We start from the raw sequence: 22,627 nt of genomic DNA, 5'->3' as shown, positions 1-22,627 counted from the left end.
CATATGTTCTGTCATGTACCTGGCCGCGTGACGGGCCGCGCTTACGAGCATCTGCAACACGTCGACGGATCGGCTCCGGGCGGACCTGGGCTTTGCTGATGGGGGGCCCTCGGCCGAGCGACGGGCCGTCGGGGCTGTCCGAGGCGTCTGGGCTGTCCAGGCCACCCGCATCGTTGTCCGCCGTCTGGGCGGCTGTGGGCGGGGCGCTGGGATGCCTGTCCGCATTCGCGATCATCGCCGTCGCGGCCGGCCATGGCGGGTTCGACGATCTCGGGGTGGCCTTCGCGCTGCTCGCCGGGCTCACCGTCGCCGTCGGCCCGCAGCCGCACCCGTCGCTGATGCCGTCAGCATCGGCGCAGATCACCGGGCCACTGCCAGGGGCTGGGGCGGGGTCTGGGCTGCTGTCGGGGCTGGGGCCCGGCTCCGCGGCGACCCAGGTGGTGGGTGGCGGCGGCACGGACCTCACGGGCACCTTCCTTTTCGCGATTCTGCTCGGCTGGGGTGCGGCGCCGGCGCTGGCGGTTCACCTCGTCGTGGGTGTTCTGCTGGAGCTGCCACGACGGAGTTCGCTGGGGCTTGTGGTGGCCCGGGTGGGGCGTCGCGCGCTTGGGCTCGCCGCAGCCGGGGCCGTCGTGGCGGCGTTCGGTCTCGACCGCACCCTCGGTACCGCCGAGCTGCCGGCTGTCGCCCTCGCCGCGCTGGTGCTGTTCGTGATCGATGACCTGGCCGGCGCTCCAGTCGGGCCGCTTCGGTCGCGCGGGCCGCTTCGGTCGCGCGGGCCGGTTCGGCCTGCGCGGCCGAACCGGCTGGGCCGGCCGGGCAGGCCGGGCGCGCGTGCCGGCGGAGCTGCCCGTGGCTGGCGCAACGACATCCGCGGGGGCGGTAACCGTGGGAGCGGCAGCCGTGGGAGCGGCAGCCGTGGCGATGCATCGTTCCGTCTGCTGTACAACGAGCTGCATCGGCGACTGGCGGTCGCCGCGGCCCTGCTGTCCCTCGCGCCGTTGATCGTGATCGCCGCCGGGCGTGGTCCCTGGCTGGCGCTGCTGCTCCTGCCCGCGCTGCGGGTGGTGACGAGGGTCGGTGAGGGCGCGCGGCAGAAGGAGCATGAGGCCCGTCATGACGGGCTGACCGGCCTGCCGAACCGGACCGCGCTCGCCGAGCGTGCGGCGCTCAGCATCGCGGCGGCGGAACGGACCGGTACTCGTGTCGGGTTGCTGCTGCTCGACCTCGACCGGTTCAAGGAGGTCAACGACCGGCTCGGGCACGATGTCGGCGACCGTCTGCTGGTTGTCGCCGCGGCTCGTCTCGCCGCTGCCCTGCGCCCAGGGGACGTCGTCGCGAGGCTCGGTGGTGACGAGTTCGCGGTGCTGCTTCCGTGGCTTCCACCCGGCGCCGACGGTCGAACTGTCGCCACCGAGGTCGCCGGGCGGGTGCGCGGTGTCGTGCGCGCGCCGTACGAGATCGACGGTCAGTTCTGCGACATCGATGTGAGTGTCGGTGTGGCGCTCTACCCCGATCACGGCGCCGATCTGCCAGCGCTGTCGCAGTCCGCCGATATCGCGATGTACGCGGCGAAGGAGCATCGGCTGGGGGTCCAGGCCTACGGCCCGCGTGACGCCCGCCGGGCCCGGCTGCGTACGCGGACCACGGCGGAGCTGGGCTACGCCCTCGACCACGGGCAGCTCGAACTGCACTACCAGCCTCAGGCGGAGATCGTCGACGGAAGGGTGCGCCGAACCGAGGCGCTGCTGCGTTGGCGGCACCCGAGCCGCGGTCTGCTGCTGCCGGGAGTCTTCGTTCCGCTCGCCGAGTCCGCTGGTCTGATCCGTCCGATCACCTCCTGGGCGATGGACACGGCGCTGGCCCAGACCGCCCGGTGGCACGCGGCCGGGATCCCGGCCGCGGTCGCGCTGAACGTTTCCCCGCGTGATCTGCGAGACCCCGGTTTCGTCGGGTCCGTCGCGAGCGCGCTTGCCGCCAACAACCTGTCACCGGGCGCACTCACCTTCGAGGTGACCGAACGGGCGCTGACCGCCGACGGCGACGGGGCCGCCCGCGCGCTACGGGATCTGGTCGACCTCGGCGTGACCGTGAGCCTGGATGACTTCGGCACCGGACTGATCTCCCTGGACGCCCTGCGTCGGTTGCCGATCGGCGAGATCAAGATTGATCGGACGGTGATCGGGCGGCTGGGCGCCGACCCCCGAGACGCCGTCACGATGGGCCCGGCCGATGGGGAAACCGCGGCCTGGGAGGCAGCCACCAGGGAGGTCGCCTTCATTCGCGCCGTGGTGCGGATGGCGTCCGACCTCGGGATGCGCGTCGTGGCGGAAGGCGTCGAGACATCGACGGAGTGGTGCCAGCTCGCCGGTTTCGGCGCGGACGCCGCGCAGGGCTGGCATGTGGCGCCGGCACTGCCCGCGGCGTTGGTCACACGGTGGCTGGTCGAGCCCGGCCAGGCCCGCGAGCTTCTCACCGGACATCGTCCCGGTGAGGCCCGCCAGGTGGATTCCAGGCACGGCCAGTCACAGGACGCCGTGGTGAGCCTGAGCCGTGACGGCTGACGGGACTGCACCGGGTTCCGTCAGCTTCCAGCGGGCTGCGCGCCGAACCGGACGATCGCCTGCCGAGACGCTGCGATGTTCCAGGTCAGGCTGTCCGCCGAAGGCGTCGTTGACGGGCCGGGCGTCGTTGACGGGCCGGCGGACGGTCGCTCGTTAGCGCCGGGGGCCGTTGGTACGGGCGAGGCTGGCGGCGATGCCGGCCAGATGCGCCAGACGCGCGATCTCCGAGCCACGGAACGCCGGGCCGCCTGGTCTGCCGACGAGCAGGACCAGCTGGTCGTGGCCGACAGGCGCGGCGGCGAGCTCCATGCTGACCGCCTCCCAGCGGGCCGGGAACTCCCCATCGCTGGGTGCGATTCGCCTGGCCTTCTCCAACGGCAGCCACGGCAGGGAGATGCGGACCCGTTCCGGCACGCCCAGGTCGTCGCTGCCGAGGTTGGGAGCGCCCACCGACGCCTCGCGGACGCGGACGTCACCCGGCGCCAGGTGTTCGAGCAGCAGGGCCCAGTCGGCGTTGAAGACACCCGAGACCAGCTCGGTCAACACGGCCGCGGCTTCGGAGGGACGTTCCGTCAGCGCGTCGACGAGCTCCAGGTCGTCGCCGATACCGGCACCGTCGGCGAGGAAGGGGCGCAGGGCCTCGACGGTCACCCCGGGAACGGACTGCGCGGCCGTGAACACGCGGTCGGCCAGACCGCCGGGCGGCAGCAGCACGATCATGTCGTCGACCGCGCCGGCGGGTGTGTGCTCCACGACCGAGAGGCTCACGATGTCGATCCCCGCCGCGCCGAGGGCCGTCGCCACCGCGCCCAGCGCGCCAGGATGGTCGGGCAGAAGGAGCCGGAGCAGGTACGACATGCGGCTGAGCATGCGCAAGATGTGTGACGCTGTCATGGCGATCACGTCACGGGCAGATGTCGATGCAGGTCACCTGCCTGTTAGGAAACGGTTTTCGGGAACGGGTGATCGTGGGTGGCTGTGTGCGTCGCGCGGCGCGCCGGCTCCGCGACGCGGACCCGTACGATGAGTGCACGCTGACGCCGCGCTTCGCCAGGTACGCCGCTGCCCGCGCGGCGCGCGCCACGACCTAGCCGATGTAGGGCCTGTGCCCACCGCTCACGAGGGGTCCACCGGAATGGCGATCACCCGGGACGAGGTCGCGAACCTTGCCCGCCTTTCGCGGATGTCCCTGTCCTCCGCTGAGCTCGACGCGCTGGCACCGCAGCTGGAGGCGATTCTCGGCGCCGTGGCCAGGGTCGCCGAGGTGGCGGCGGCAGACATTCCGCCGACCTCGCACGCCGTACCGCTCACCAATGTCTTCCGCGCGGACGTGACTCGCCCGTCGCTGCCGGTCGCCGACGTCCTCGCCGGCGCGCCCGCCGCCGAGGAGGGCCGGTTCCGGGTGCCGCGCATTCTCGATCCGGAAGAGTGAAGGGCACCAGGCTGCACATGACCGACGTTTCAGGCATCTCGACGCCCGTGGAGTCCGCCCGGACGGACGACGTCGTCCGGCTGACGGCTGCCGCGACGGCCGCCGCGATCGCCGCGGGTGAGCTTTCCGCGGAGGAGGCCACCCTCGCCGCTCTGGACCGCATCGCGAAGGTCGACGACGCGGTGCACGCGTTCCTGCACGTCGATGCGGAAGGCGCGCTTGCCGCCGCCCGCGCGGTGGACGTCCGGCGTGCCGCGGGGGAGCGGCTGGGTCCACTGGCCGGTGTGCCGCTCGCGCTCAAGGACGTGTTCACCGCTCGTGGTATGCCGACCACCTGCGGCAGCAGGATTCTCGAAGGCTGGCGACCGCCCTACGACGCGACTGTGGTCTCCCGGCTGCGCGCTGCCGACGTCGTCATTCTCGGCAAGGTCAACATGGACGAGTTCGCGATGGGCTCCTCCACCGAGAACTCGGCGTACGGCCCGACCCGTAACCCATGGGATCTCACCCGGATACCGGGTGGCAGCAGTGGTGGCAGCGCGGCCGCGGTGGCCGCTTTCGAAGCGCCGCTGTCCATCGGCACCGACACGGGTGGCTCGATCCGTCAACCGGCCGCCGTCTGCGGTCTGGTCGGGGTCAAGCCGACCTACGGCGGGGTCAGCCGGTACGGCCTCGTCGCGTTCTCCAGCTCCCTGGACCAGGCGGGCCCGATCACCCGTACCGTCGCCGACGCCGCCCTGCTGCACGCGGCCATCGCCGGGCACGACCCGATGGACAGCACCAGCGTCGAGCTGCCGGTGCCTCCGGTGGTGGAGGCCGCCGGCCGCCGGGACATCCGCGGAATGCGGGTGGGCGTGGTGCGTGAACTCGCCGGCGAGGGCTACGACCCGGGAGTGCAGGCCGCGTTCGACGCGGCCGTCGCGGAGCTGGCCGGGCTCGGTGCCGAGGTGGTCGAGGTGAGCTGCCCGCACTTCACCTACGCGATGGCGGCGTACTACCTGATCGCACCGAGCGAGTGCTCGTCCAACCTGGCCCGCTTCGACGCGATGCGGTTCGGCCTGCGGGCCGGGGACGACGGTCGCGCCGGCGCGGAGGAGGTCATGAGCCGTACCCGGGACGTCGGGTTCGGTGCCGAGGTGAAGCGGCGGGTCATGCTCGGCACGTACGCGCTGTCCTCGGGGTACTACGACGCCTACTACGGGCAGGCACAGAAGGTCCGGACGCTGATCAGCCGGGACTTCGCCGCCGCGTACGAACAGGCTGACGTGCTGGTCTCACCGACCACGCCGACGCCGGCCTTCCCGATCGGGGACAAGGTCGACGACCCGGTGGCGATGTACCTGTCGGACCTGTGCACGATTCCGTCCAACCTCGCCGGTGGGCCGGCGATGAGCCTGCCGTCCGGGCTCGTGGACGGGCTGCCCGTGGGCATCCAGATCATGGCGCCGGCGTTCGCCGATGACCGGCTCTACCTGGTCGGCGGGGCACTGGAGGCCGCGCTGGACGCCCGGCGCGGGCACGCCCTGCTCGACGAAGCACCGACGCTGTAGACAAACCGACGCTGTGGACAGACCGAGCCTGTGGGCAACAGGCCAGCGCACCAGGAGAGGAGGGACGAGAAGGAGATGGTCGAGCTGCGCAGCGGTCGCCAGGACCGCGCACTTCTGCTGATTGTCTGGGGGCTCACGCTCGTGGTGCTCGTCCTCGGCGTCCTGACGTTGAGCCCGATCCTGCTCGTCTGGGGGGTCATCGGCCTGCCCGCGGCGGTCGCGCTGGGCTACGTCCATGTCCGTGACACGCGGCGTCAGGCCGGCAGCCAGGGGGCAACGCCTGGGCGGCCGGCGGCTGGCGGTCACGAAGACGGCCTTGAAGACGGCATCGAAGAGGAGTCATCCCGGTGAGCACATCGGCTCCCGTCATCGCCACCCCCTCCTATGAGGACGCCACCGCGCGCTACGAGGCGGTGATCGGGCTGGAGACCCATGTCGAGCTCGGCACCGCCTCCAAGATGTTCTGCGGGTGCGCGACGACGTTCGGCGCGGAGCCGAACACCCAGGTATGCCCGGTCTGCCTGGGCCTGCCCGGGGCGCTGCCGGTGGTGAACGAGGCCGCGGTGCGGTTCGCGACGCTCATCGGGCTCGCGCTGAACTGCACGATCGCATCCTGGTGCCGGTTCGCCCGGAAGAACTACTTCTATCCGGACATGCCGAAGAACTTCCAGATCAGTCAGTACGACGAGCCGCTGTGCTCGAACGGCTGGCTTGACGTCGAGGTCGAGGGGGAGATCCACCGAGTCGGGATCACCCGGGTCCACCTGGAGGAGGACACCGGCAAGTCGCTGCACGTCGGCGGGGCGACCGGGCGGATCCACGGAGCCACCCACTCCCTGGTCGACTACAACCGGGCCGGCATCCCCCTGGTGGAGATCGTCACCGAGCCCGACATCCGGCATCCCGAGGTCGCTCGGGCCTACGTCGACGAGCTGCGGGAGCTGTGCCGGGCGCTGGCGGTCTCGGACGTGCGGATGGACCAGGGCTCGCTGCGCTGCGACGCGAACGTGTCGCTGCGGCCCCGGCCCGCGGCAGGGCAGCCGGACGCGCCGTTCGGCACCCGTTCGGAGACGAAGAACCTCAACTCGCTGCGTTCGGTCGAGCGGGCTGTCCGCTTCGAGGTCGTGCGCCAGGCGGCGCTGCTGGACGCCGGCGAGCGGGTCATCCAGGAGACCCGGCACTTCGACGAGGCGTCGGGCCGCACCTCCTCTGGCCGGTCGAAGGAGGAGGCGACCGACTACCGCTACTTCCCGGAGCCGGACCTGACGCCGCTCGCGCTCACCTCGGAGTACGTCGAGGCGCTGCGCGCGGTCCTGCCGGAGCTGCCGGCACAGCGGCGGGCCCGGCTCGTCGCGGAGCTCGGCTACACCGCCCGTGAGCTGCAGGAGATGCGCAACGCCGGGGTACTGGAGCTGGTCGAGGCGACGGTGGCCGCCGGCGCGAGCCCGGCCGGGGCGCGCAAGTGGTGGCTCAACGAGCTGGCGAGGCGCGCCTCGGACGCCGGTGTCGAGCCGCGTGAGCTGGCGATCAGCCCGGCCCAGGTGGCCCGGATCTGCGAGCTCGTCGCCGAGGGGAAGCTGACCGACGCACTCGGGCGAAAGGTCGTCGACGGTGTGCTCGCGGGTGACGGCTCGCCCGACGAGGTCGTCGCCGCGCGGGGGCTGGCCGTGGTCTCCGACGACTCGGCGCTGCGCGACGCGGTTGACGCCGCGATCGCCGGCGCGCCCGACATCGCGGACAAGGTCCGGGGCGGCAAGCTGAACGCGGTGGGGCCGCTCGTCGGCACGGTGATGAAGACGATGCGGGGCCAGGCGGACGCCGCGGCCGTCCGCAGGTTGTTGCTGGAGCGGCTGGAAGTCTCCTGACCGACGGTGGTTCCGGCAATGTGCGACGATCGTCGGTGATGTCTGGGACCACGCGGGGGCGTCTGCTCGCCACCAGCGATATCCATGTTCGCCATCCGGAGAACCGGGCGATCGTCAAGGCGATGCGGCCGGGCCATGACGATGACTGGTTGCTCGTGGTCGGCGACGTCGGCGAACGTCTCGACGACGTCGAATGGGCGCTGAGGTTGCTCGCGGGCCGGTTCGCCCAGGTCGTGTGGGTGCCCGGCAACCATGAGCTGTGGACGTTGAGCCGGGACGCCGTGCCCCTGCGCGGAGAGGCCCGTTACCGTCATCTGGTTGACCTGTGCGCGGGCCTGGGAGTTCTCACCCCCGAGGACCCCTACCCGATCTGGACCGGGCTGGGTGGTCCCGTGCGCATCGTGCCGATGTTCCTGCTCTACGACTACACGTTCCGTCCCGAGGGCACCTCGAACAAGGAGGAGGCGCTCGCCGCGGCGTACGCGGCGGGCGTGGTGTGCTCCGACGAGTCGGTGCTGCACTCCGACCCCTATCCGAGCAGGGACGACTGGTGCCGGGCTCGGGTCGCGCAGACGCGCGTCCGGCTGGACGAATGTCCCCGGGACGTCCCCCTCGTGCTCGTCAACCATTTCCCGCTGGTGCGTGAGCCCACCAGGATCCTGCGCTACCCGGTGTTCGCGCAGTGGTGCGGCACCGAGCTCACCGCGGACTGGCACACCCGCTACAACGTCGCCGCCGTGGTCTACGGTCACCTGCACATTCCTCGGACGACGTGGCATGACGGCGTCCGGTTCGAGGAGGTCTCGGTGGGCTACCCGCGTGAGTGGCGCAGCTGGCGGACCCGACGACCGGTGTTGCGCCAGATCCTGCCCGCGCCGACCGGTGAGCGCGTCCCGCCCTGGGGCGCGACCCGGGACGAGTCGGAGTCCGCGTTGGTCCCGCCCAGCTGACCGGCTGGCCGGTCGGCCGGCTGCTCCAACAAAGGTGTGGTCCTCCGTGTTGCCGCCATCGGTGCATCCGCGTGTCGGCTTGCCGACGTCGCGCGGCGCGTCGGATGCGGAGTCGCGGAGCCGTTCGTAGTGTGTGGACGGGCCTTGCGGGCCCCACCGGATGGTTCTGCGAGGCAATGGGGGGAGGCGAGTCGTCGTGCCCCTCACACCTACGGGGTTCGGTCCGTCCCGGTCGCGCCGCAGGGGGCGGGGGCGCCGGGGCCTGCTGGCCGCAGGTCTGGTGCTCGTGCTCGTGGCGGTTGGTGGCGGTCTCACCTACTGGCTGAAGGAACGGTCGGACGCGCGCGCGGCTGACCGCGCGGTGGTCTCGGTGGCCGCGGCCTATCTGGAGGCCTGGCAGGCGCTGACGATCGCGCCGTCCGCGGCCGAGGAATCCGACACGGCTGCCGGCGGGACCGGTGCCGCTGCCAGCGGGACCGGTGCCACCGGGACCGGAGTCGCCGGGACCGGAGCCGCTGCCACCGGGACCGGCGGTGGCGATGCCGCGGCCGGTCAGGCCCGTGCTCGGGCCGGCGCCGCGGTCAGCGCGGTCAGCGTCGACGGCGACGTCCCGGTCGCGACACTGGTCGGGCTGATGTCCGACGTCCACGATCGGCTCTCGGTCACCAGGGCGGAGTTCGTCGCGGGGAAGGCGGCCCGCTCGGGGGCGAGCGCCACGGTTCCCTACACCGCGACCCTCACGCTCGCCGGATTCACCGAGCCGCTGACGTACTCCGGTTCGCTCGGCCTGACCGGGGCCGGCGGCGATGCCTGGAAGGTGCGGGCGGCGCCGTCCTCGGTGCACCCCGACCTCAAGCCCGGCCTGCACCTGGACCGCACCGACTCCACCGGTAAGCGGGGCGCGCTGCTGGACGTGAACGGGCGTCCCATGGACACCAACCCCGAGCTCGCCGGGAACCTCATCGGCCGGATCGATCCGGCGTCCGGCCTGCAGCGGGTCTACGACTCGCGGCTGCGGCCCCAGGGCGGCTCGGTGGTGGTCCGCACCGACGGCAACGAGACAGTGAAGACCCTCAAGGCCTACCCGAGCAGCGACGGCGAGGCGATCCGCACCACCATCAACCTGGACGTCCAGCGTGCGGCCGAGGCGGCCCTCGGCACCGCCGCGCAGCCGAACGGGGCGCTGGTGGCCATCGACACCCGGACCGGCGGGGTGCTCGCGGTGGCGAACCGCCCGACCAACGGCTACGGGCGGGCGGTGCGCGGGTCGTATCCGCCCGGTTCGACCTTCAAGATCGTGACGGCGACGGCGGCGCTGATGAACGGCAGGACGGCGGACACCCCGCTCGACTGCACCGAGAAGGTGAGCATCGGCGGGCGGGAGTTCCAGAACGCCGAGGCGGAGCAGTTCGGGATGATCCCGTTCCGCACGGCCTTCGCCAAGAGCTGCAACACGGCGTTCATCCGGCTGGAGCAGTCGCTGCCCGACGGCGCGCTCGAGCAGGCCGCCAAGCTGTACGGCTTCGACGGTGTCGAGCCGCTGCCCATCGCCAGCGTCGGCGGCTCCTTCCCGACCCCGCGCGACGACGTCGAGGCGGCGGCCGCGTCGATCGGGCAGGGCCGGGTCGCCGCGTCGCCGTTGCAGATGGCGAGCGTCGCCGCCGCCGTGGCCAGCGGTACCTGGCACCAGCCGTTCGTCGTGGGGGAGTCGCCGCGCAGCAACGCTCTGCCGGCGCAGGCCCTGGGGCCGCTGCGCGACTTCATGCGGGCCGTGGTCACCGAGGGGACCGCGGCGGGGGTTCCGATGCCGGGTGAGGTCGGCGGCAAGACCGGCACGGCCGAGTACGGGAACGGGAACCCGCCGCCGACGCACGGCTGGTTCGTCGGATACCGGGGTGACATCGCGGTCGCGACGGTCATCGAGGACGGTGGTTTCGGTGCCGAGTCCGCCGCGCCTGTGGTCTCCAGGTTCTTCACCGCTCTCGACGGTGGCCAGGTGTCGGCTCCGCCGGCCGCCGGCTGATCGGCTTTGGCCAGTCGCAAGAGTGAAGGATCTTTGTCGTTCCAACGACCGAAATCTTTCACTCTTGCGGGTCGCCAGGCGATCTCGCGGGTCGGCAGGCGACCCTGTGGCCCTTTTCGTTCCTTTTGAGGGGAATTGCTGGCGCGGCGACGCGGTGCTGGATCCTCGATGGGTGGCCGCGCGAGTGGGCTCGCGTTCCATCGGCGCGCCTGGGCCGGGCCCGGGCTGACCGCCCGAGGCCGCCAATCGAAGATCATGGGATTTTGTCGTCCTGGCGACCATGATCCGCAACTCTTGCTCGGCAGCAACGGCAGCAACGGCAGCAACGGCAGCAACGGCAGCCCGGTGTTCGCCGTTCTGTCGCGGGCTCTGTCGCGGCCGTAGTCCTCACTCCTTGCTGGGAAGCAGGGATGGCGTGGGCCGGCTACCGCCGTCCGCTTGACGTGGTGGCCGTTGTCGGGGATGGTGTATCGCGTGCTGCTTGGCATCCTCGTACGCTCGGAGCGCGTGTAGTCGGACCGACTGGTCACCGACCACCCGCGCCGCCCCTCAGTGCCTCCGGCACGAGGGGCTTTTTCATGTCCGGCCCGGCGCATGCACCACGACCGCCCGTACATCGCCGTCTCGACCAGCTCTGCCGGCCCCGTCAAGGAAGACGACCAGATGACCAGAGAGACTCCACAGATCACCGGCGCGCAATCGCTCGTCCACTCGCTTGAGGCGGTCGGTGCCGAGGTGGTCTTCGGTATTCCGGGCGGGGCGATCCTGCCCGCCTATGATCCGCTGTTCGACTCCACCCGGGTGCGGCACATCCTGGTCCGGCACGAGCAGGGCGCCGGGCATGCCGCCGAGGGCTACGCGCAGGCCACCGGGCGGGTCGGGGTGTGCATGGCGACGTCCGGGCCGGGCGCGACGAACCTGGTGACGCCGATCGCCGACGCCTACATGGACTCGGTGCCCATCGTCGCGATCACCGGCCAGGTGGCGAGCCGGGCGATCGGCACCGACGCGTTCCAGGAAGCCGACATCTGCGGCATCACGCTGCCGATCACCAAGCACAACTTCCTGGTCCAGTCGGCCGATGACATCCCGCGCACGATCGCCGAGGCGTTCCACATCGCCTCGACCGGCCGGCCGGGTCCGGTGCTGGTCGACCTGCCGAAGGACATCCTGCAGGGCCTCACCTCGGTGCTGCCGCACGAGATCTGGCCGCCGGCGCTGGAGCTGCCCGGGTACCGCCCGGTCACCCGCCCGCACGCCAAGCAGGTCCGCGAGGCGGCGAAGATGATCAGTGCCGCCCGTCGCCCGGTGCTGTATGTCGGCGGTGGCGTCCTCAAGGCACGGGCGGCCGCCGAGCTGCGGGTGCTCGCCGAGCTCACCGGGATCCCGGTGGTCACGACGCTGATGGCCCGTGGCGCGTTCCCCGACTCGCATCCGCAGCATCTGGGCATGCCCGGTATGCACGGGTCGGTCGCGGCGGTCACGGCGATGCAGAAGTCGGACCTGCTGATCACTCTCGGGGCCCGCTTCGATGACCGGGTGACCGGGCGGCTGGCGTCCTTCGCGCCGGACGCCGCGATCATCCACGCCGACATCGACCCGGCCGAGATCGGTAAGAACCGGGTGGCCGACGTGCCGATCGTGGGCGACTGCCGGGAGGTCATCGCCGACCTCACCGTCGCCCTGCAGGCCGAGCCGCGTCCCGACCTGGAAGCCTGGTGGCACGCGCTGAACCGCTGGCGGGAGACCTACCCGGTGGGCTACGACCTGCCGGCGGACGGCTCCGTCGCCCCGCAGCAGGTCATCGAGCGGATCGGTCAGATCTCCGGGCCGCAGACGGTCTTCGCGGCCGGTGTCGGGCAGCACCAGATGTGGGCGGCGCAGTTCATCTCCTACGAGCACCCGTACACCTGGCTCAACTCCGGCGGCGCCGGGACGATGGGGTACGCGGTGCCGGCGGCGATGGGCGCGAAGGTCGGCCGGCCGGACGCGACGGTGTGGGCGATCGACGGTGACGGCTGCTTCCAGATGACCAACCAGGAGCTGGCGACCTGCGCCCTGGAGGGCATCCCGATCAAGGTCGCGGTCATCAACAACGGCTCGCTGGGCATGGTGCGCCAGTGGCAGACGCTGTTCTACGACCAGCGGTACTCCAACACCGACCTGGGTACCCACCCGGCTTCGGCGCGGACCGGGGTGACCCGGGTGCCGGACTTCGTGCGGCTGGCCGAGGCGCTGGGATGCGTCGGTCTGCGCTGCGAGTCCCCCGAGGACATCGACGCGACCATCGAGAAGGCGATGAGCATCAACGACGCCCCTGTTGTGGTCGACTTCGTGGTCCACCCGGACGCCATGGTGTGGCCGATGGTGGCCGCGGGCGCCAGCAACGACGAGATCCAGGTCGCCCGCGACCTGGCTCCCGACTTCGACTACTCCGGCGACGCGGAGGTCAACCTGTGACCCGGCACACCCTCTCGGTCCTCGTCGAGAACAAGCCGGGCGTCCTCGCCCGGGTGTCGGGCCTGTTCTCCCGGCGCGGCTTCAACATCGAGTCCCTCGCCGTCGGGCCCACCGAGCATGCGGACGTCTCCCGGATGACGATCGTCGTCGCGGTCGAGGACCTGCCGCTGGAGCAGGTGACCAAGCAGCTCAACAAGCTGGTCAACGTGCTGAAGATCGTCGAGATGGACACGAGCGTCTCGGTCCAGCGCGAGCTGATGCTGGTCAAGGTGCGGGCTGACCTCACGGTCCGTTCCCAGGTGCTGGAGACCGTCCAGCTCTTCCGGGCGAAGGTCGTGGACGTCGCCCAGGACGCGGTGACGATCGAGGCCACCGGCACCCGTGACAAGCTGGACGCGCTCATCCGCATGCTCGAGCCCTTCGGGATCCGCGAGCTGGTCCAGTCCGGCATGGTTGCTCTCGGCCGCGGCTCGCGGTCGATCACCGACCGCAGCCTGCGTGCGGTCGAGCGCTCGGCCTGACGAGCATCCCCTCTGTTTCCACCAGCAGTTCGTTTCCACCAGCAGTGCCCCAGCAGTTCGTTTCCCCCAGCAGTGCCCCGGCAGTGCCCACCAGTAATTCCCACTAGGAGATTCACCAACGATGGTCGAGATCTACTACGACGACGACGCGAACCTCGCGAACCTGGCTGACCGCAAGGTCGCCGTGATCGGTTACGGCAGCCAGGGGCACGCGCACGCGCTGAACCTGCGTGACAGCGGGATCGACGTCCGCGTCGGCCTGCCCGAGACGAGCACCAGCCGGGCCAAGGCCGAGGAGCAGGGCCTGCGGGTGGTGACCCCGGCGGAGGCCTCCGCCGAGGCCGACATCATCATGATCCTGACGCCGGACACGACGCACCGCAAGATCTACGCCGAGTCGATCGCGCCGAACCTCGCCCCGGGCAAGGCGCTCGCCTTCGGGCACGGCTTCAACATCCGTTACGGCCTCATCGAGCCGCCGGCCGGCGTGGACGTCTTCATGGTGGCGCCGAAGGGCCCGGGCCACCTGGTCCGTCGGGTGTTCACCGAGGGCAAGGGCGTGCCGTGCCTCGTCGCCGTCGAGTCGGACGCCTCCGGCAAGGCGCTCGACATCGCGCTCGCCTACGCCAAGGGCATCGGCGGCACCCGGGCCGGCGCGCTGCGCACGACGTTCACCGAGGAGACCGAGACCGACCTGTTCGGCGAGCAGGCGGTGCTGTGCGGCGGTGCCAGCGCGCTGGTGCAGGCCGGCTTCGAGACGCTGGTCGAGGCGGGGTACACCCCCGAGGTCGCCTACTTCGAGTGCCTGCACGAGCTCAAGCTGATCGTCGACCTCATGTACGAGGGCGGCATCAGCCAGATGCGCTACTCGATCTCCGACACCGCCGAGTACGGCGACGTCACCCGTGGCCCGCGTGTGGTCACTCCGGCGGTCAAGGCGGAGATGCGCAAGATCCTCGGCGAGATCCAGGACGGGACGTTCGCCCGCGAGTGGGTCGCGGAGGACGACGCGGGTCGCCCGACCTTCACCAAGCTGGTCGAGGAGGGCAAGCAGCACCCGATCGAGCAGGTCGGCGGCAAGCTGCGGCCGATGATGTCCTGGATCGCGAAGGACTGACGCGGTGGGCCGGGCCGGGTGGCACTGCCGCCCGGCCGTGCCCGGCGTGTCAGGCGGTGCCCGGCTGTGCCCGGCCGTGATCCCTCGGTGGTGAGAGCGGGCACACCGCCGCGGGCAACCGATCGCGCTGAGCGTCCTCTGTAGGCTGTAGGCGCACCGTAAAGCCCACCTGATTCGACACCGTCGTCGTCCGCCCGGGCAGCGGCGCAGCACGGCCTCGTTGCCGCTGCGTCCTTCTCACTGGTGGCCGGCGACGAGCTGCGCTACTAGGAGCAGACCGTGCCCGTCGTACTCGTCGCCGAGGAGCTCTCACCGGCCGGGCTGGAGGTCCTCTCTGGGGACTTCGAGATCCGCCACGTGGACGGGGCCGACCGATCCGCGCTGTTGCCGGCGCTGGCGGACGTGGACGCGGTCCTCATCCGTTCGGCAACGAAGATCGACGCGGAGGCACTCGCCGCCGCGCCGCGGCTGAAGGTCGTCGCCCGGGCCGGGATCGGGCTCGACAACGTCGACGTGCCGGCCGCCACCAACCGGGGCGTCATGGTGGTGAACGCGCCCCAGTCGAACATCGTCAGCGCCGCCGAGCACGCGATCGCCCTGCTGTTGTCCGTGGCGCGGAGGGTGCCGGCCGCGCATGGCGCGCTCATCGGCGGCGAGTGGAAGCGGTCGAAGTACGTTGGCGTGGAGCTGACCGAGAAGACCGCGGGTGTCGTGGGGCTCGGCCGCATCGGCGTCCTGGTCGCGCAGCGCCTCGCCGCGTTCGGGATGGACATCGTCGCCTACGACCCCTACGTGTCGGTGGCCCGGGCCTCCCAGCTGGGCGTTCGCCTGGTCGACCTCGACGAGCTACTCGCCGTCAGCGATGTGATCACCATTCACCTCCCCAAGACGCCCGAGACGCTGGGGCTGATCGGCGCCGAGCAGCTCGCGCGGGTCAAGCCCGGCGTGATCATCGTGAACGCCGCGCGCGGCGGCCTGGTCGACGAGACGGCGCTGGCCGACGCCGTCAGCTCCGGCCGGGTCGGTGGCGCCGGGCTCGACGTGTACGTCAAGGAGCCGACCACATCCTCGCCCCTGTTCGGTCTGGAGAACGTGGTCGTCACCCCGCACCTCGGCGCCTCGACCCAGGAGGCGCAGGACAAGGCGGGCCTCGCGGTGGCGAGGTCGGTGCGCCTGGCGTTGAGCGGCGAGTTCGTTCCCGACGCGGTCAACGTGCAGGCCGGCGGGGTCGTCGCCGAGGACGTGCGGCCCGGCCTGCCGCTCGCCGAGAAGCTGGGCCAGCTCTTCTCCGGCCTGGCCGGGGGTGTCGCCGCGGCGATCACGGTCGAGGTGCGGGGCGAGATCGCCGTGCATGACGTCTCGGTGCTGCAGCTGGCCGTCCTCAAGGGTGTCTTCACCGACATCGTCGAGGAGCAGGTCACCTATGTGAACGCGCCGCTGATCGCCAAGGAGCGCGGGGTCGAGGTCGGGCTGGAGACCTCCGAGGAGAGCCCGGACTACCGCAACCTCGTGACGGTGCGCGGAGCGCTGCCCGACGGCACCGCGGTCTCGGTCAGCGGCACCCTGGTCGGGTCGCGGCAGGTCGAGAAGATCACCGCGATCGACGGGTTCGAGGTGGACCTCCGGCCCGAGAACCACCTGGCCTTCTTCCGTTACGAGGATCGCCCGGGCATTGTCGGTGCCGTCGGCGCACTGCTCGGCGAGGCCCACATCAACATCGCCAACGCGCAGGTCAGCCGGCTGAGCGCCGGCGGCGAGGCGCTCATGTCCCTGTCTCTGGACGACGCGGTGGCGCCTGACATCCTGACCGAGATCGCGAAGATCATCGGCGCGTCCTATGCGCGGGCGGTCAGCATCTCGACCGACTGATCGCGCCGAATGGGTCTTTTCGTCGCGCCTTGGTGTGACTCGACCTGATCCGGGTGATCGTTAGGCAGAAGTGACGCCCGAGGCGCTTGCCGGCGTTACCGTGACACACATGGCGCCACGGCACCCGGATCCGTTCGAGGGCGTGCGGCTTGACGAGCGCTTTGTGCGGTCCGCACGCTTCCTGGAACCCTCGGCGATGGAGCGTGCGGGCCGGTTTCCGCCCGCCAGCGGGGCGCGGTGCACGGTCGTGCCGGCGCCCCGCGGCCTGCACGGGCTGGTCTTCCGGCTCTTTGTCGCCCCGCCGCGTCCGGCGCCGCGGGCCAGGCGCCTGACCTGGGTACTCGCCGTGCTCACCCTCGCGCTCGGGATGATCAGCCTCACCTTCATAGCGCTGCGCCAGACGGCGCGAAGCGTTCCGGTCGCGACCTTGCCGCAGCCGGCCTTGGGGATCAGCACCACCAGCAGCACCCTTGCCTCCCATGAGGCCGGTGGTCAGGTCGCCACCACCGCGACCAGGTTCGCGACAGGCCCGTCATCGTTGGCCGGGAACGGGGCGGCGGCGGGCCTGGCCGCCGCAGCTTCGCAGGGCTTCGACCTCACACCGGCCCTGTTCGCCGGGCTGCGGGCGGGGGACTGCCTGGCCTGGCCGGCCGCGCCGGCGACCAGGCTGGCCCCGGTGCCGGTGGACTGTTCCCAACCTCACATCGACGAGATCACGAAGGTCGTGGACCGGGCCGGCGGCGACGCCTCCTGGCCCGGCGCGGACGTGCTCAGCGCATCCGCGACGGACCTCTGCGGAGGTTCCCTGCTGGCGTCCGCGGGTGCCTTCGGTGTGGCTTCGAGCGGGGTCGTCGCGACGGTGTGGCCGGACCGGGCCAGCTGGGAAGGCGGCGTGCACGGGCTCGCCTGCACGATCCGCTCGCAGGACCTGACTCCCCGGTCCGGGCGCCTGGTGATCCCTGCACCCGTCCAGGGCTGACACCCGTCCACGGCGGACAGACGTCCAGGGTCGACAGGCGTCCAGGGTCGACAGGCGCCCGGAGCCGACGGCCGTCGGGTAGGCTGACGAGGCGATGCGTGCGCTGCTTCTTCTTAGGTGCCGCGGCGGGGCCTGATCCGGGCTTTCTGATCCGGAATATTGGCTGGCTTCCCCGTCGCGGAGTTCTCGTGCGTCAGCACCGGTCCCCTGCCACTGATCTCAGTCAGGCGCTGAGCTTCAGGCAGGCGCTGAGGAACCGGCCCGCATACCCGAGGAAGCAGGAACAGTGATCACACCTCAGCAACCGTCTGGCATGCCCATCGAGAAGTACCGCCCGTTCCAGGCGGTCACGCTGCCGGACCGTACCTGGCCGGGCGCCACGATCACCCGGGCACCCCGCTGGTGCAGCGTGGACCTGCGCGACGGCAACCAGGCTCTGATCGACCCGATGACCCCGTCCCGCAAGATGCAGCTGTTCGAGCTGCTGGTGGCGATGGGCTACAAGGAGATCGAGGTCGGCTTTCCCGCGGCGAGCCAGACCGACTTCGACTTCGTCCGTCAGCTGATCGAGGGCGATCGGATCCCCGACGATGTGACGATCCAGGTCCTCACCCAGGCGCGTGAGGAGCTGATCGAGCGCACCGCCGCGGCGGTGGCCGGATCCGACCGTGCTCTGATCCACCTGTACAACTCCACGTCGACGCTGCAGCGCCGGGTCGTGTTCGGTCTCGACCGCGCCGGCATCACCGACATCGCCGTGCAGGGCGCGCGCTGGTGCGTCCAGTACGCGGAGAAGCTGCTGGACGGGACGGACGTCCGCTGGCAGTACAGCCCCGAGTCGTTCACCGGGACGGAGCTCGACTACGCGGTCGAGGTCTGCGAGGCGGTGATGGATGTCTGGGAGCCCACGGCGGAGAACCCCGTGGTCCTCAACCTGCCCGCCACCGTCGAGATGTCGACGCCGAACATCTACGCCGACCAGATCGAGTGGGTCAGCCGGAACCTGACCAGGCGCGACGCGGTGGTGCTGTCACTGCACCCGCACAACGACCGGGGCTGTGCGGTCGCGGCAGCCGAGCTCGGCGTCATGGCCGGTGCGGACCGGGTGGAGGGCTGCCTGTTCGGCAACGGCGAGCGCACCGGCAACGTGTGCCTGGTGACCCTCGGGCTGAACCTGTTCTCGCAGGGCGTCGACCCGGAGATCGACTTCTCCGACATCGACGGTGTGCGCCGCACGGTGGAGTACTGCAACCAGTTGCCGGTGCACCCCCGTCACCCCTACGGCGGCGACCTCGTCTACACGGCCTTCTCCGGCTCCCACCAGGACGCCATCAAGAAGGGCTTCGAGGCGATGGAGCGCACCGGCCAGACCCTGTGGGAGGTGCCCTACCTGCCGATCGACCCCAAGGACGTCGGTCGCAGCTACGAGGCCGTCATCAGGGTGAACAGCCAGTCGGGCAAGGGCGGCGTGGCCTACCTGATGAAGTCGGAGTACGCGCTGGACCTGCCACGGCGGCTGCAGATCGAGTTCTCCGGCGTGGTGCAGAAGCACACCGACGACGCCGGCGGCGAGGTCACCGCCGAGCAGCTGTGGGAGATCTTCACCCGGGAGTACCGCCCGCAGGGCGGCGACCCGGAGGCGCCGCTGGAGCTGCTGGGGTCGCGGACGACCGCGGCGAGCGGCGAGCGGGACGAGGTGACCGTCTCGGTGCGCCTGCACGGGGTCGAGAACGTGATCACCGGTACCGGTAACGGCCCGATCGACGCGTTCGTCGCGGCACTGTCCGACCGTGGGGTGCAGATCCGGGTTCTCGACTACACCGAGCACGCCCTGGGCTCCGGGGCGGACGCGCGTGCCGCGGCCTACCTGGAGGTCGCGGTCGGGGACGCGGTGTACTGGGGAGTCGGGATCGACCCGAACATCGTCACGGCGTCGATGCGCGCGGTCGTCAGCGCGGTCAACCGGGCAGCGGCCCGGGCCCGGGTGGCGCCGCCGGCGCCGGTACCGGCGCAGTGAGGTGGCGTGGGCCCGGTGGCACGGTCTGCCACCGGGCCCACGCCCGCTCCAGGCGTGCCGGCAGTGCGTGCCGTCAGTCGTTGTGCGCGTTGAGCGCGGTGGGCTCGACGTCGCGGATGCCGCGCCGGACCAGCTCGGTGAGCTGCAGCGGCACGTCGGTCATCCCGTGGTCGACCCGGGCGTGCGTGTCGACGGAGGCGATGATCTCGTCCTCGCTGGGCGCGACCAGGCGGGTCTCACAGTCGTGGATGATCGCCCCGCAGTAGAACTCCTTCATCACCGGGGGGCGCCCCAGTGTGATCTCTCGGACCCGGGCGCCGGGATCACCCACGGGGCGCGGGGCGATCAGGGCCTGCGCGGTCCAGAACCGGTTCCGCCTCATACCGCCGACAGCTCCGCGAGACGCAACATCAGGCGCTCCATCCGTACCAGGCCGAGGGGTCGTCCCATTTCGGTCACGATTATCACCGGGTCGAACCGACGCCCCTTCGGGCGGGTCATGGCTCGGCGCGCCACCTCGGTCACGGGCTCGTCCGGCCGGGCGAACAGCGAGGTGGGAATTCTGCGGGGCGCCTGAGCTCCAGCACCTCCGGCGGCTCCGGCACCTCCGGCGAGCTGCAGCGCCACGGGCCGGCACCGGTTGCTGACGATGATGGTCGTCTCCCCGGCCCCGTCGCGGTCGCCGTTGCGGTCGCCGTCGCCGTCGCGGTCGCTGTCGCCGGAGGGCTGCCGCACGGCGCCGGTTTCCGCAGCCGAGGCCGGGGACTCCGGCACGTCCGCCAGGTCGAGCATGCAGGGTGGGCACGCCGCGTCGCGGGCGCACTGCCCGTGATCGCCGGTGGACACCCGGGCCGGTTCCATCAGGCTGACGATGTGCGCGGAACGGTCGGTACGCGCGGCCATGGTCTGGATCCGTCTGGCCACCGAGGGGTCGAGGAACTGCCAGTGGGCTGACGGACGTCCGAGGAGGAAACCCTGTGCCAGCGGGACGCCCAGGGCGACGAGCATGGTGAGCTCCTCCACCCGTTCAATGCCTTCGGCGATCACCCAGCCGTTGAGGCGGCTGGCGAACCCGCCGACCAGCTCGGTCAGCGCGATCTTCACCTGGTCGTCGTCTATGTGGGTTACGAGCGATCTGTCCAGTTTTACGAAATCCGGGCGGATGTAGGTGAGCTGGCGCAGCCCCGCGTAACCCGAGCCGACATCGTCCATCGCAATGAAGGCACCTCTGTCACGGAGCTCCTGTGATGTCGCGGCCAGGGCCGAGGAGCAGTCGATGGCCACTGCCTCGTTCAGCTCGAGAACCAGTCGGGAAAGATCGGCTGTCCGCCAGACGGACTCGACCTCCGGACTGGAAAGGAGATGCGGGAAGACGTTGACGGCGAGAAAACAACGATCCGGAAGATGATCCCGTGCGGCGATCGCCTTGCGCAGCACCCGCGCCTCCACCTCGGCGGCGACACCGAGACGATCAGCCTCGGCGAAGACGAGGTCCGGGGCGTTGCGTGGGTCGTCGCCGAAGCGGGCCAGTGCTTCGTAGCCGGCTGTCAGGCCCAGTCGGAGGTCCACAATTGGCTGGAAGACAAGGCTCGGTGCGTCCGGGTCGGCCAGGATCCGGTCGATGTCGGGATGGGTCGGTGGTCCCACGGCTGGCTGGAGCTTTGCTGCCGTAGAGATCTAGCCCACCCCGCCGTGGCCTCCTCGACCCGCGGATCCGCGGCCCGTCGGCCGGCCGGTGTCCGCTGAACGCCCGCTGGTCAGGCGCTGAGGAACCATGCGTCGTGCACCCCCTCGTATCCCCGCACGTCGCATCAGCAAAGTTGTTTATTTCGTACCACTTTTACGGCGGCATCGGCATGCTGTCTCCGTGGAGTTGTGGTGCTGTGCGTGGGTGTGGTCCGAACTTTGTCCGTTGTGCATTTTTCGAAGTCAACGTGATTGTGTTCCGGTTGATATGTGCAGGGTCGGCCGGTGCTTCGTTTGGATCGACTGATCGGCACGCGAATGCAGCGCACTCGTTGAACGGAATGCCGGGCTGGCCCGACTGCCACCACGGGCTGTGGGCCGGCGAGCACGATCGGCCGGTGGAGCGGCCCGCCGAAGCGCTGGCATGCAGGCCCTCTCACGGAGGGTGGCGGCGGGGTCGGTCCAGCCGAGCGGGTCCATAGGGGACGACTACAGTCAGGCCTCATGAGGCTTGCGGTCATAGGTGGCGACGGGATTGGTCCGGAAGTGGTGGCGGAGGGGCTGCGTGTACTGCGCGCGGTCTACCCCAAGGTCGAGACGACCGACTACGAGCTGGGTGCCCAGCGGTGGCACCGGACCGGCGAGACCCTGCCCGACAGCGTGCTAGCCGAGCTGCGTGGCCATGACGCGATCCTGCTGGGAGCCGTCGGGGACCCGGGCGTGCCGAGTGGTGTTCTCGAGCGTGGGCTGCTGCTGCGCCTGCGGTTCGAGCTCGATCACCACGTCAACCTTCGTCCGGTGCGGCTCTACCCGGGCGTGACCACTCCGCTCGCCGGCGACCCGACCATCGACATGATCGTGGTCCGGGAGGGGACGGAGGGGCCGTACGCCGGTGCCGGTGGCACGCTGCGTCGCGGCACGCCGCACGAGGTGGCGACCGAGGAGAGCCTGAACACGAGGTTCGGCGTCGAGCGGGTCGTCCGGGACGCCTTCGCGCGGGCGAGCCGGCGGCCGCGCGCGCATCTGACCCTGGTGCACAAGACCAACGTCCTCACCAAAGCCGGTGATCTCTGGGCCCGCACCGTGGCCGACGTCGGCGCGGAGTTCCCCGGCGTCACCGTCGACTACCAGCATGTCGACGCGGCGTCGATGTTCTTCGTGACCAACCCCGGGCGGTTCGACGTCGTGGTCACCGACAACATGTTCGGCGACATCCTGACCGACATCGGGGCCGCGATCACGGGCGGCATCGGGCTGGCCGCGAGTGGGAACCTGGACCCTTCAGGTGCGAACCCGAGCATGTTCGAGCCGGTGCACGGCAGTGCGCCGGACATCGCGGGCCAGGGCCTGGCCGACCCGACCGCGACCGTGGCCTCGGTCGCCATGCTGCTGGACCACCTCGGGCACACCGGTGAGGCGGCACGGGTGGAGGCGGCGGTCGCCGCGTCGCTCGCGGCGCGTGCCGCCTCTGACGGCGGGCGCCGGTCCACCCGTGAGATCGGGGATGATCTGGCGGCGCGCGCCGCCGGCTGATCGGCCCCGGCACCGCGCCATGGCGGTGGCGGCGGCATCGTTGCAGGCGGTGCCCGCGTCG

General features: G+C 70.9%; 18 protein-coding genes. 15 read left to right on the top strand and 3 right to left on the bottom strand.

Translation table 11 applies throughout. From position 1 onward, the window contains the following. Positions 1–98: 98 nt before the first annotated feature. Positions 99–2,564 carry a putative bifunctional diguanylate cyclase/phosphodiesterase gene (locus AWX74_RS11185; RefSeq protein WP_226931259.1) on the top strand — a complete coding sequence of 822 codons (2,466 nt, stop codon included), beginning with the start codon at positions 99–101 and terminating at the stop codon, positions 2,562–2,564. Between the two features lie 153 nt (positions 2,565–2,717). Here AWX74_RS11185 and AWX74_RS11180 read toward each other — a convergent pair whose 3' ends face one another. Further along, positions 2,718–3,434 carry an ACT domain-containing protein gene (locus AWX74_RS11180; protein ID WP_091274582.1) on the bottom strand — a complete coding sequence of 239 codons (717 nt, stop codon included), beginning with the start codon at positions 3,432–3,434 and terminating at the stop codon, positions 2,718–2,720. 265 nt (positions 3,435–3,699) lie between these two features. On the opposite strand from AWX74_RS11180, the gene gatC reads away from it, so the two are divergent. The 13 genes from gatC to leuA all read left to right on the top strand — a co-directional run bounded on the left by gatC (position 3,700) and on the right by leuA (position 19,347). Then, positions 3,700–3,996: an Asp-tRNA(Asn)/Glu-tRNA(Gln) amidotransferase subunit GatC gene (gene gatC, locus AWX74_RS11175; RefSeq protein WP_006541000.1), complete on the top strand. Its 297-nt coding sequence runs from the start codon at positions 3,700–3,702 to the stop codon at positions 3,994–3,996. A 17-nt stretch (positions 3,997–4,013) separates the two neighbouring features. Then, positions 4,014–5,546, top strand: a complete 1,533-nt coding sequence (gene gatA / locus AWX74_RS11170; protein WP_091274754.1) for an Asp-tRNA(Asn)/Glu-tRNA(Gln) amidotransferase subunit GatA — start codon at positions 4,014–4,016, stop codon at positions 5,544–5,546. Between the two features lie 75 nt (positions 5,547–5,621). Beyond that, the gene (locus tag AWX74_RS11165; RefSeq protein WP_091274751.1) at positions 5,622–5,897 is read left to right on the top strand and encodes a hypothetical protein; all 276 of its coding nucleotides are present in this window, start codon (positions 5,622–5,624) and stop codon (positions 5,895–5,897) included. Next, positions 5,894–7,411: an Asp-tRNA(Asn)/Glu-tRNA(Gln) amidotransferase subunit GatB gene (gene gatB / locus AWX74_RS11160; RefSeq protein ID WP_091274578.1), complete on the top strand. Its 1,518-nt coding sequence runs from the start codon at positions 5,894–5,896 to the stop codon at positions 7,409–7,411. The genes AWX74_RS11165 and gatB overlap by 4 nt, the downstream gene beginning before the upstream one ends. Positions 7,412–7,449: 38 nt before the next feature. Next, positions 7,450–8,361, top strand: coding sequence for a metallophosphoesterase family protein (locus tag AWX74_RS11155; RefSeq protein ID WP_091274575.1), 912 nt, complete (start codon positions 7,450–7,452; stop codon positions 8,359–8,361). A 196-nt stretch (positions 8,362–8,557) separates the two neighbouring features. After that, on the top strand, positions 8,558–10,384 hold the full coding sequence (locus tag AWX74_RS11150) for a penicillin-binding transpeptidase domain-containing protein (RefSeq protein WP_091274572.1): 1,827 nt from the start codon (positions 8,558–8,560) through the stop codon (positions 10,382–10,384). Positions 10,385–10,552: 168 nt separating this feature from the next. Then, entirely contained in the window at positions 10,553–10,768 is a 216-nt protein-coding gene (locus tag AWX74_RS40690) for a hypothetical protein (RefSeq protein WP_193209822.1), read from the top strand. A gap of 210 nt (positions 10,769–10,978) precedes the next feature. After that, entirely contained in the window at positions 10,979–12,844 is a 1,866-nt protein-coding gene (locus tag AWX74_RS11145; protein ID WP_226931261.1) for an acetolactate synthase large subunit, read from the top strand. Then, a complete protein-coding gene (ilvN, locus tag AWX74_RS11140; protein ID WP_054565039.1) occupies positions 12,841–13,365 on the top strand; it encodes an acetolactate synthase small subunit in 525 nt (174 codons plus the stop codon). The genes AWX74_RS11145 and ilvN overlap by 4 nt, the downstream gene beginning before the upstream one ends. A gap of 121 nt (positions 13,366–13,486) precedes the next feature. Further along, positions 13,487–14,482: a ketol-acid reductoisomerase gene (gene ilvC, locus AWX74_RS11135; protein WP_091274569.1), complete on the top strand. Its 996-nt coding sequence runs from the start codon at positions 13,487–13,489 to the stop codon at positions 14,480–14,482. Between the two features lie 279 nt (positions 14,483–14,761). Then, positions 14,762–16,351 (top strand): phosphoglycerate dehydrogenase, encoded by a 1,590-nt coding sequence (gene serA, locus AWX74_RS11130; protein ID WP_091274566.1) that lies wholly within the window; start codon positions 14,762–14,764, stop codon positions 16,349–16,351. Positions 16,352–16,460: 109 nt separating this feature from the next. Beyond that, positions 16,461–17,330, top strand: coding sequence for an SCO2583/SCO2584 N-terminal domain-containing protein (locus AWX74_RS11125; RefSeq protein WP_091274563.1), 870 nt, complete (start codon positions 16,461–16,463; stop codon positions 17,328–17,330). A gap of 313 nt (positions 17,331–17,643) precedes the next feature. Beyond that, on the top strand, positions 17,644–19,347 hold the full coding sequence (leuA, locus tag AWX74_RS11120; protein ID WP_165615558.1) for a 2-isopropylmalate synthase: 1,704 nt from the start codon (positions 17,644–17,646) through the stop codon (positions 19,345–19,347). Between the two features lie 73 nt (positions 19,348–19,420). Here leuA and AWX74_RS11115 read toward each other — a convergent pair whose 3' ends face one another. Together AWX74_RS11115 and AWX74_RS11110 are read right to left on the bottom strand one after the other, a co-directional pair. Further along, positions 19,421–19,729, bottom strand: a complete 309-nt coding sequence (locus AWX74_RS11115; RefSeq protein ID WP_054565035.1) for a DUF1059 domain-containing protein — start codon at positions 19,727–19,729, stop codon at positions 19,421–19,423. Then, positions 19,726–21,024 (bottom strand): EAL domain-containing protein, encoded by a 1,299-nt coding sequence (locus AWX74_RS11110; RefSeq protein ID WP_242666179.1) that lies wholly within the window; start codon positions 21,022–21,024, stop codon positions 19,726–19,728. Before AWX74_RS11110 ends, AWX74_RS11115 begins: the two co-directional genes overlap by 4 nt. A 513-nt stretch (positions 21,025–21,537) precedes the next feature. Here AWX74_RS11110 and AWX74_RS11105 point away from each other — a divergent pair. Further along, on the top strand, positions 21,538–22,566 hold the full coding sequence (locus tag AWX74_RS11105; protein ID WP_091274554.1) for a 3-isopropylmalate dehydrogenase: 1,029 nt from the start codon (positions 21,538–21,540) through the stop codon (positions 22,564–22,566). The last annotated feature ends 61 nt before the right edge of the window (positions 22,567–22,627 follow it).

The sequence above is a fragment of the Parafrankia irregularis genome (genome assembly GCF_001536285.1).
In the GTDB taxonomy this organism is placed as follows: domain Bacteria; phylum Actinomycetota; class Actinomycetes; order Frankiales; family Frankiaceae; genus Parafrankia; species Parafrankia irregularis.
This window is presented reverse-complemented; position numbering and strand designations above follow the sequence as displayed.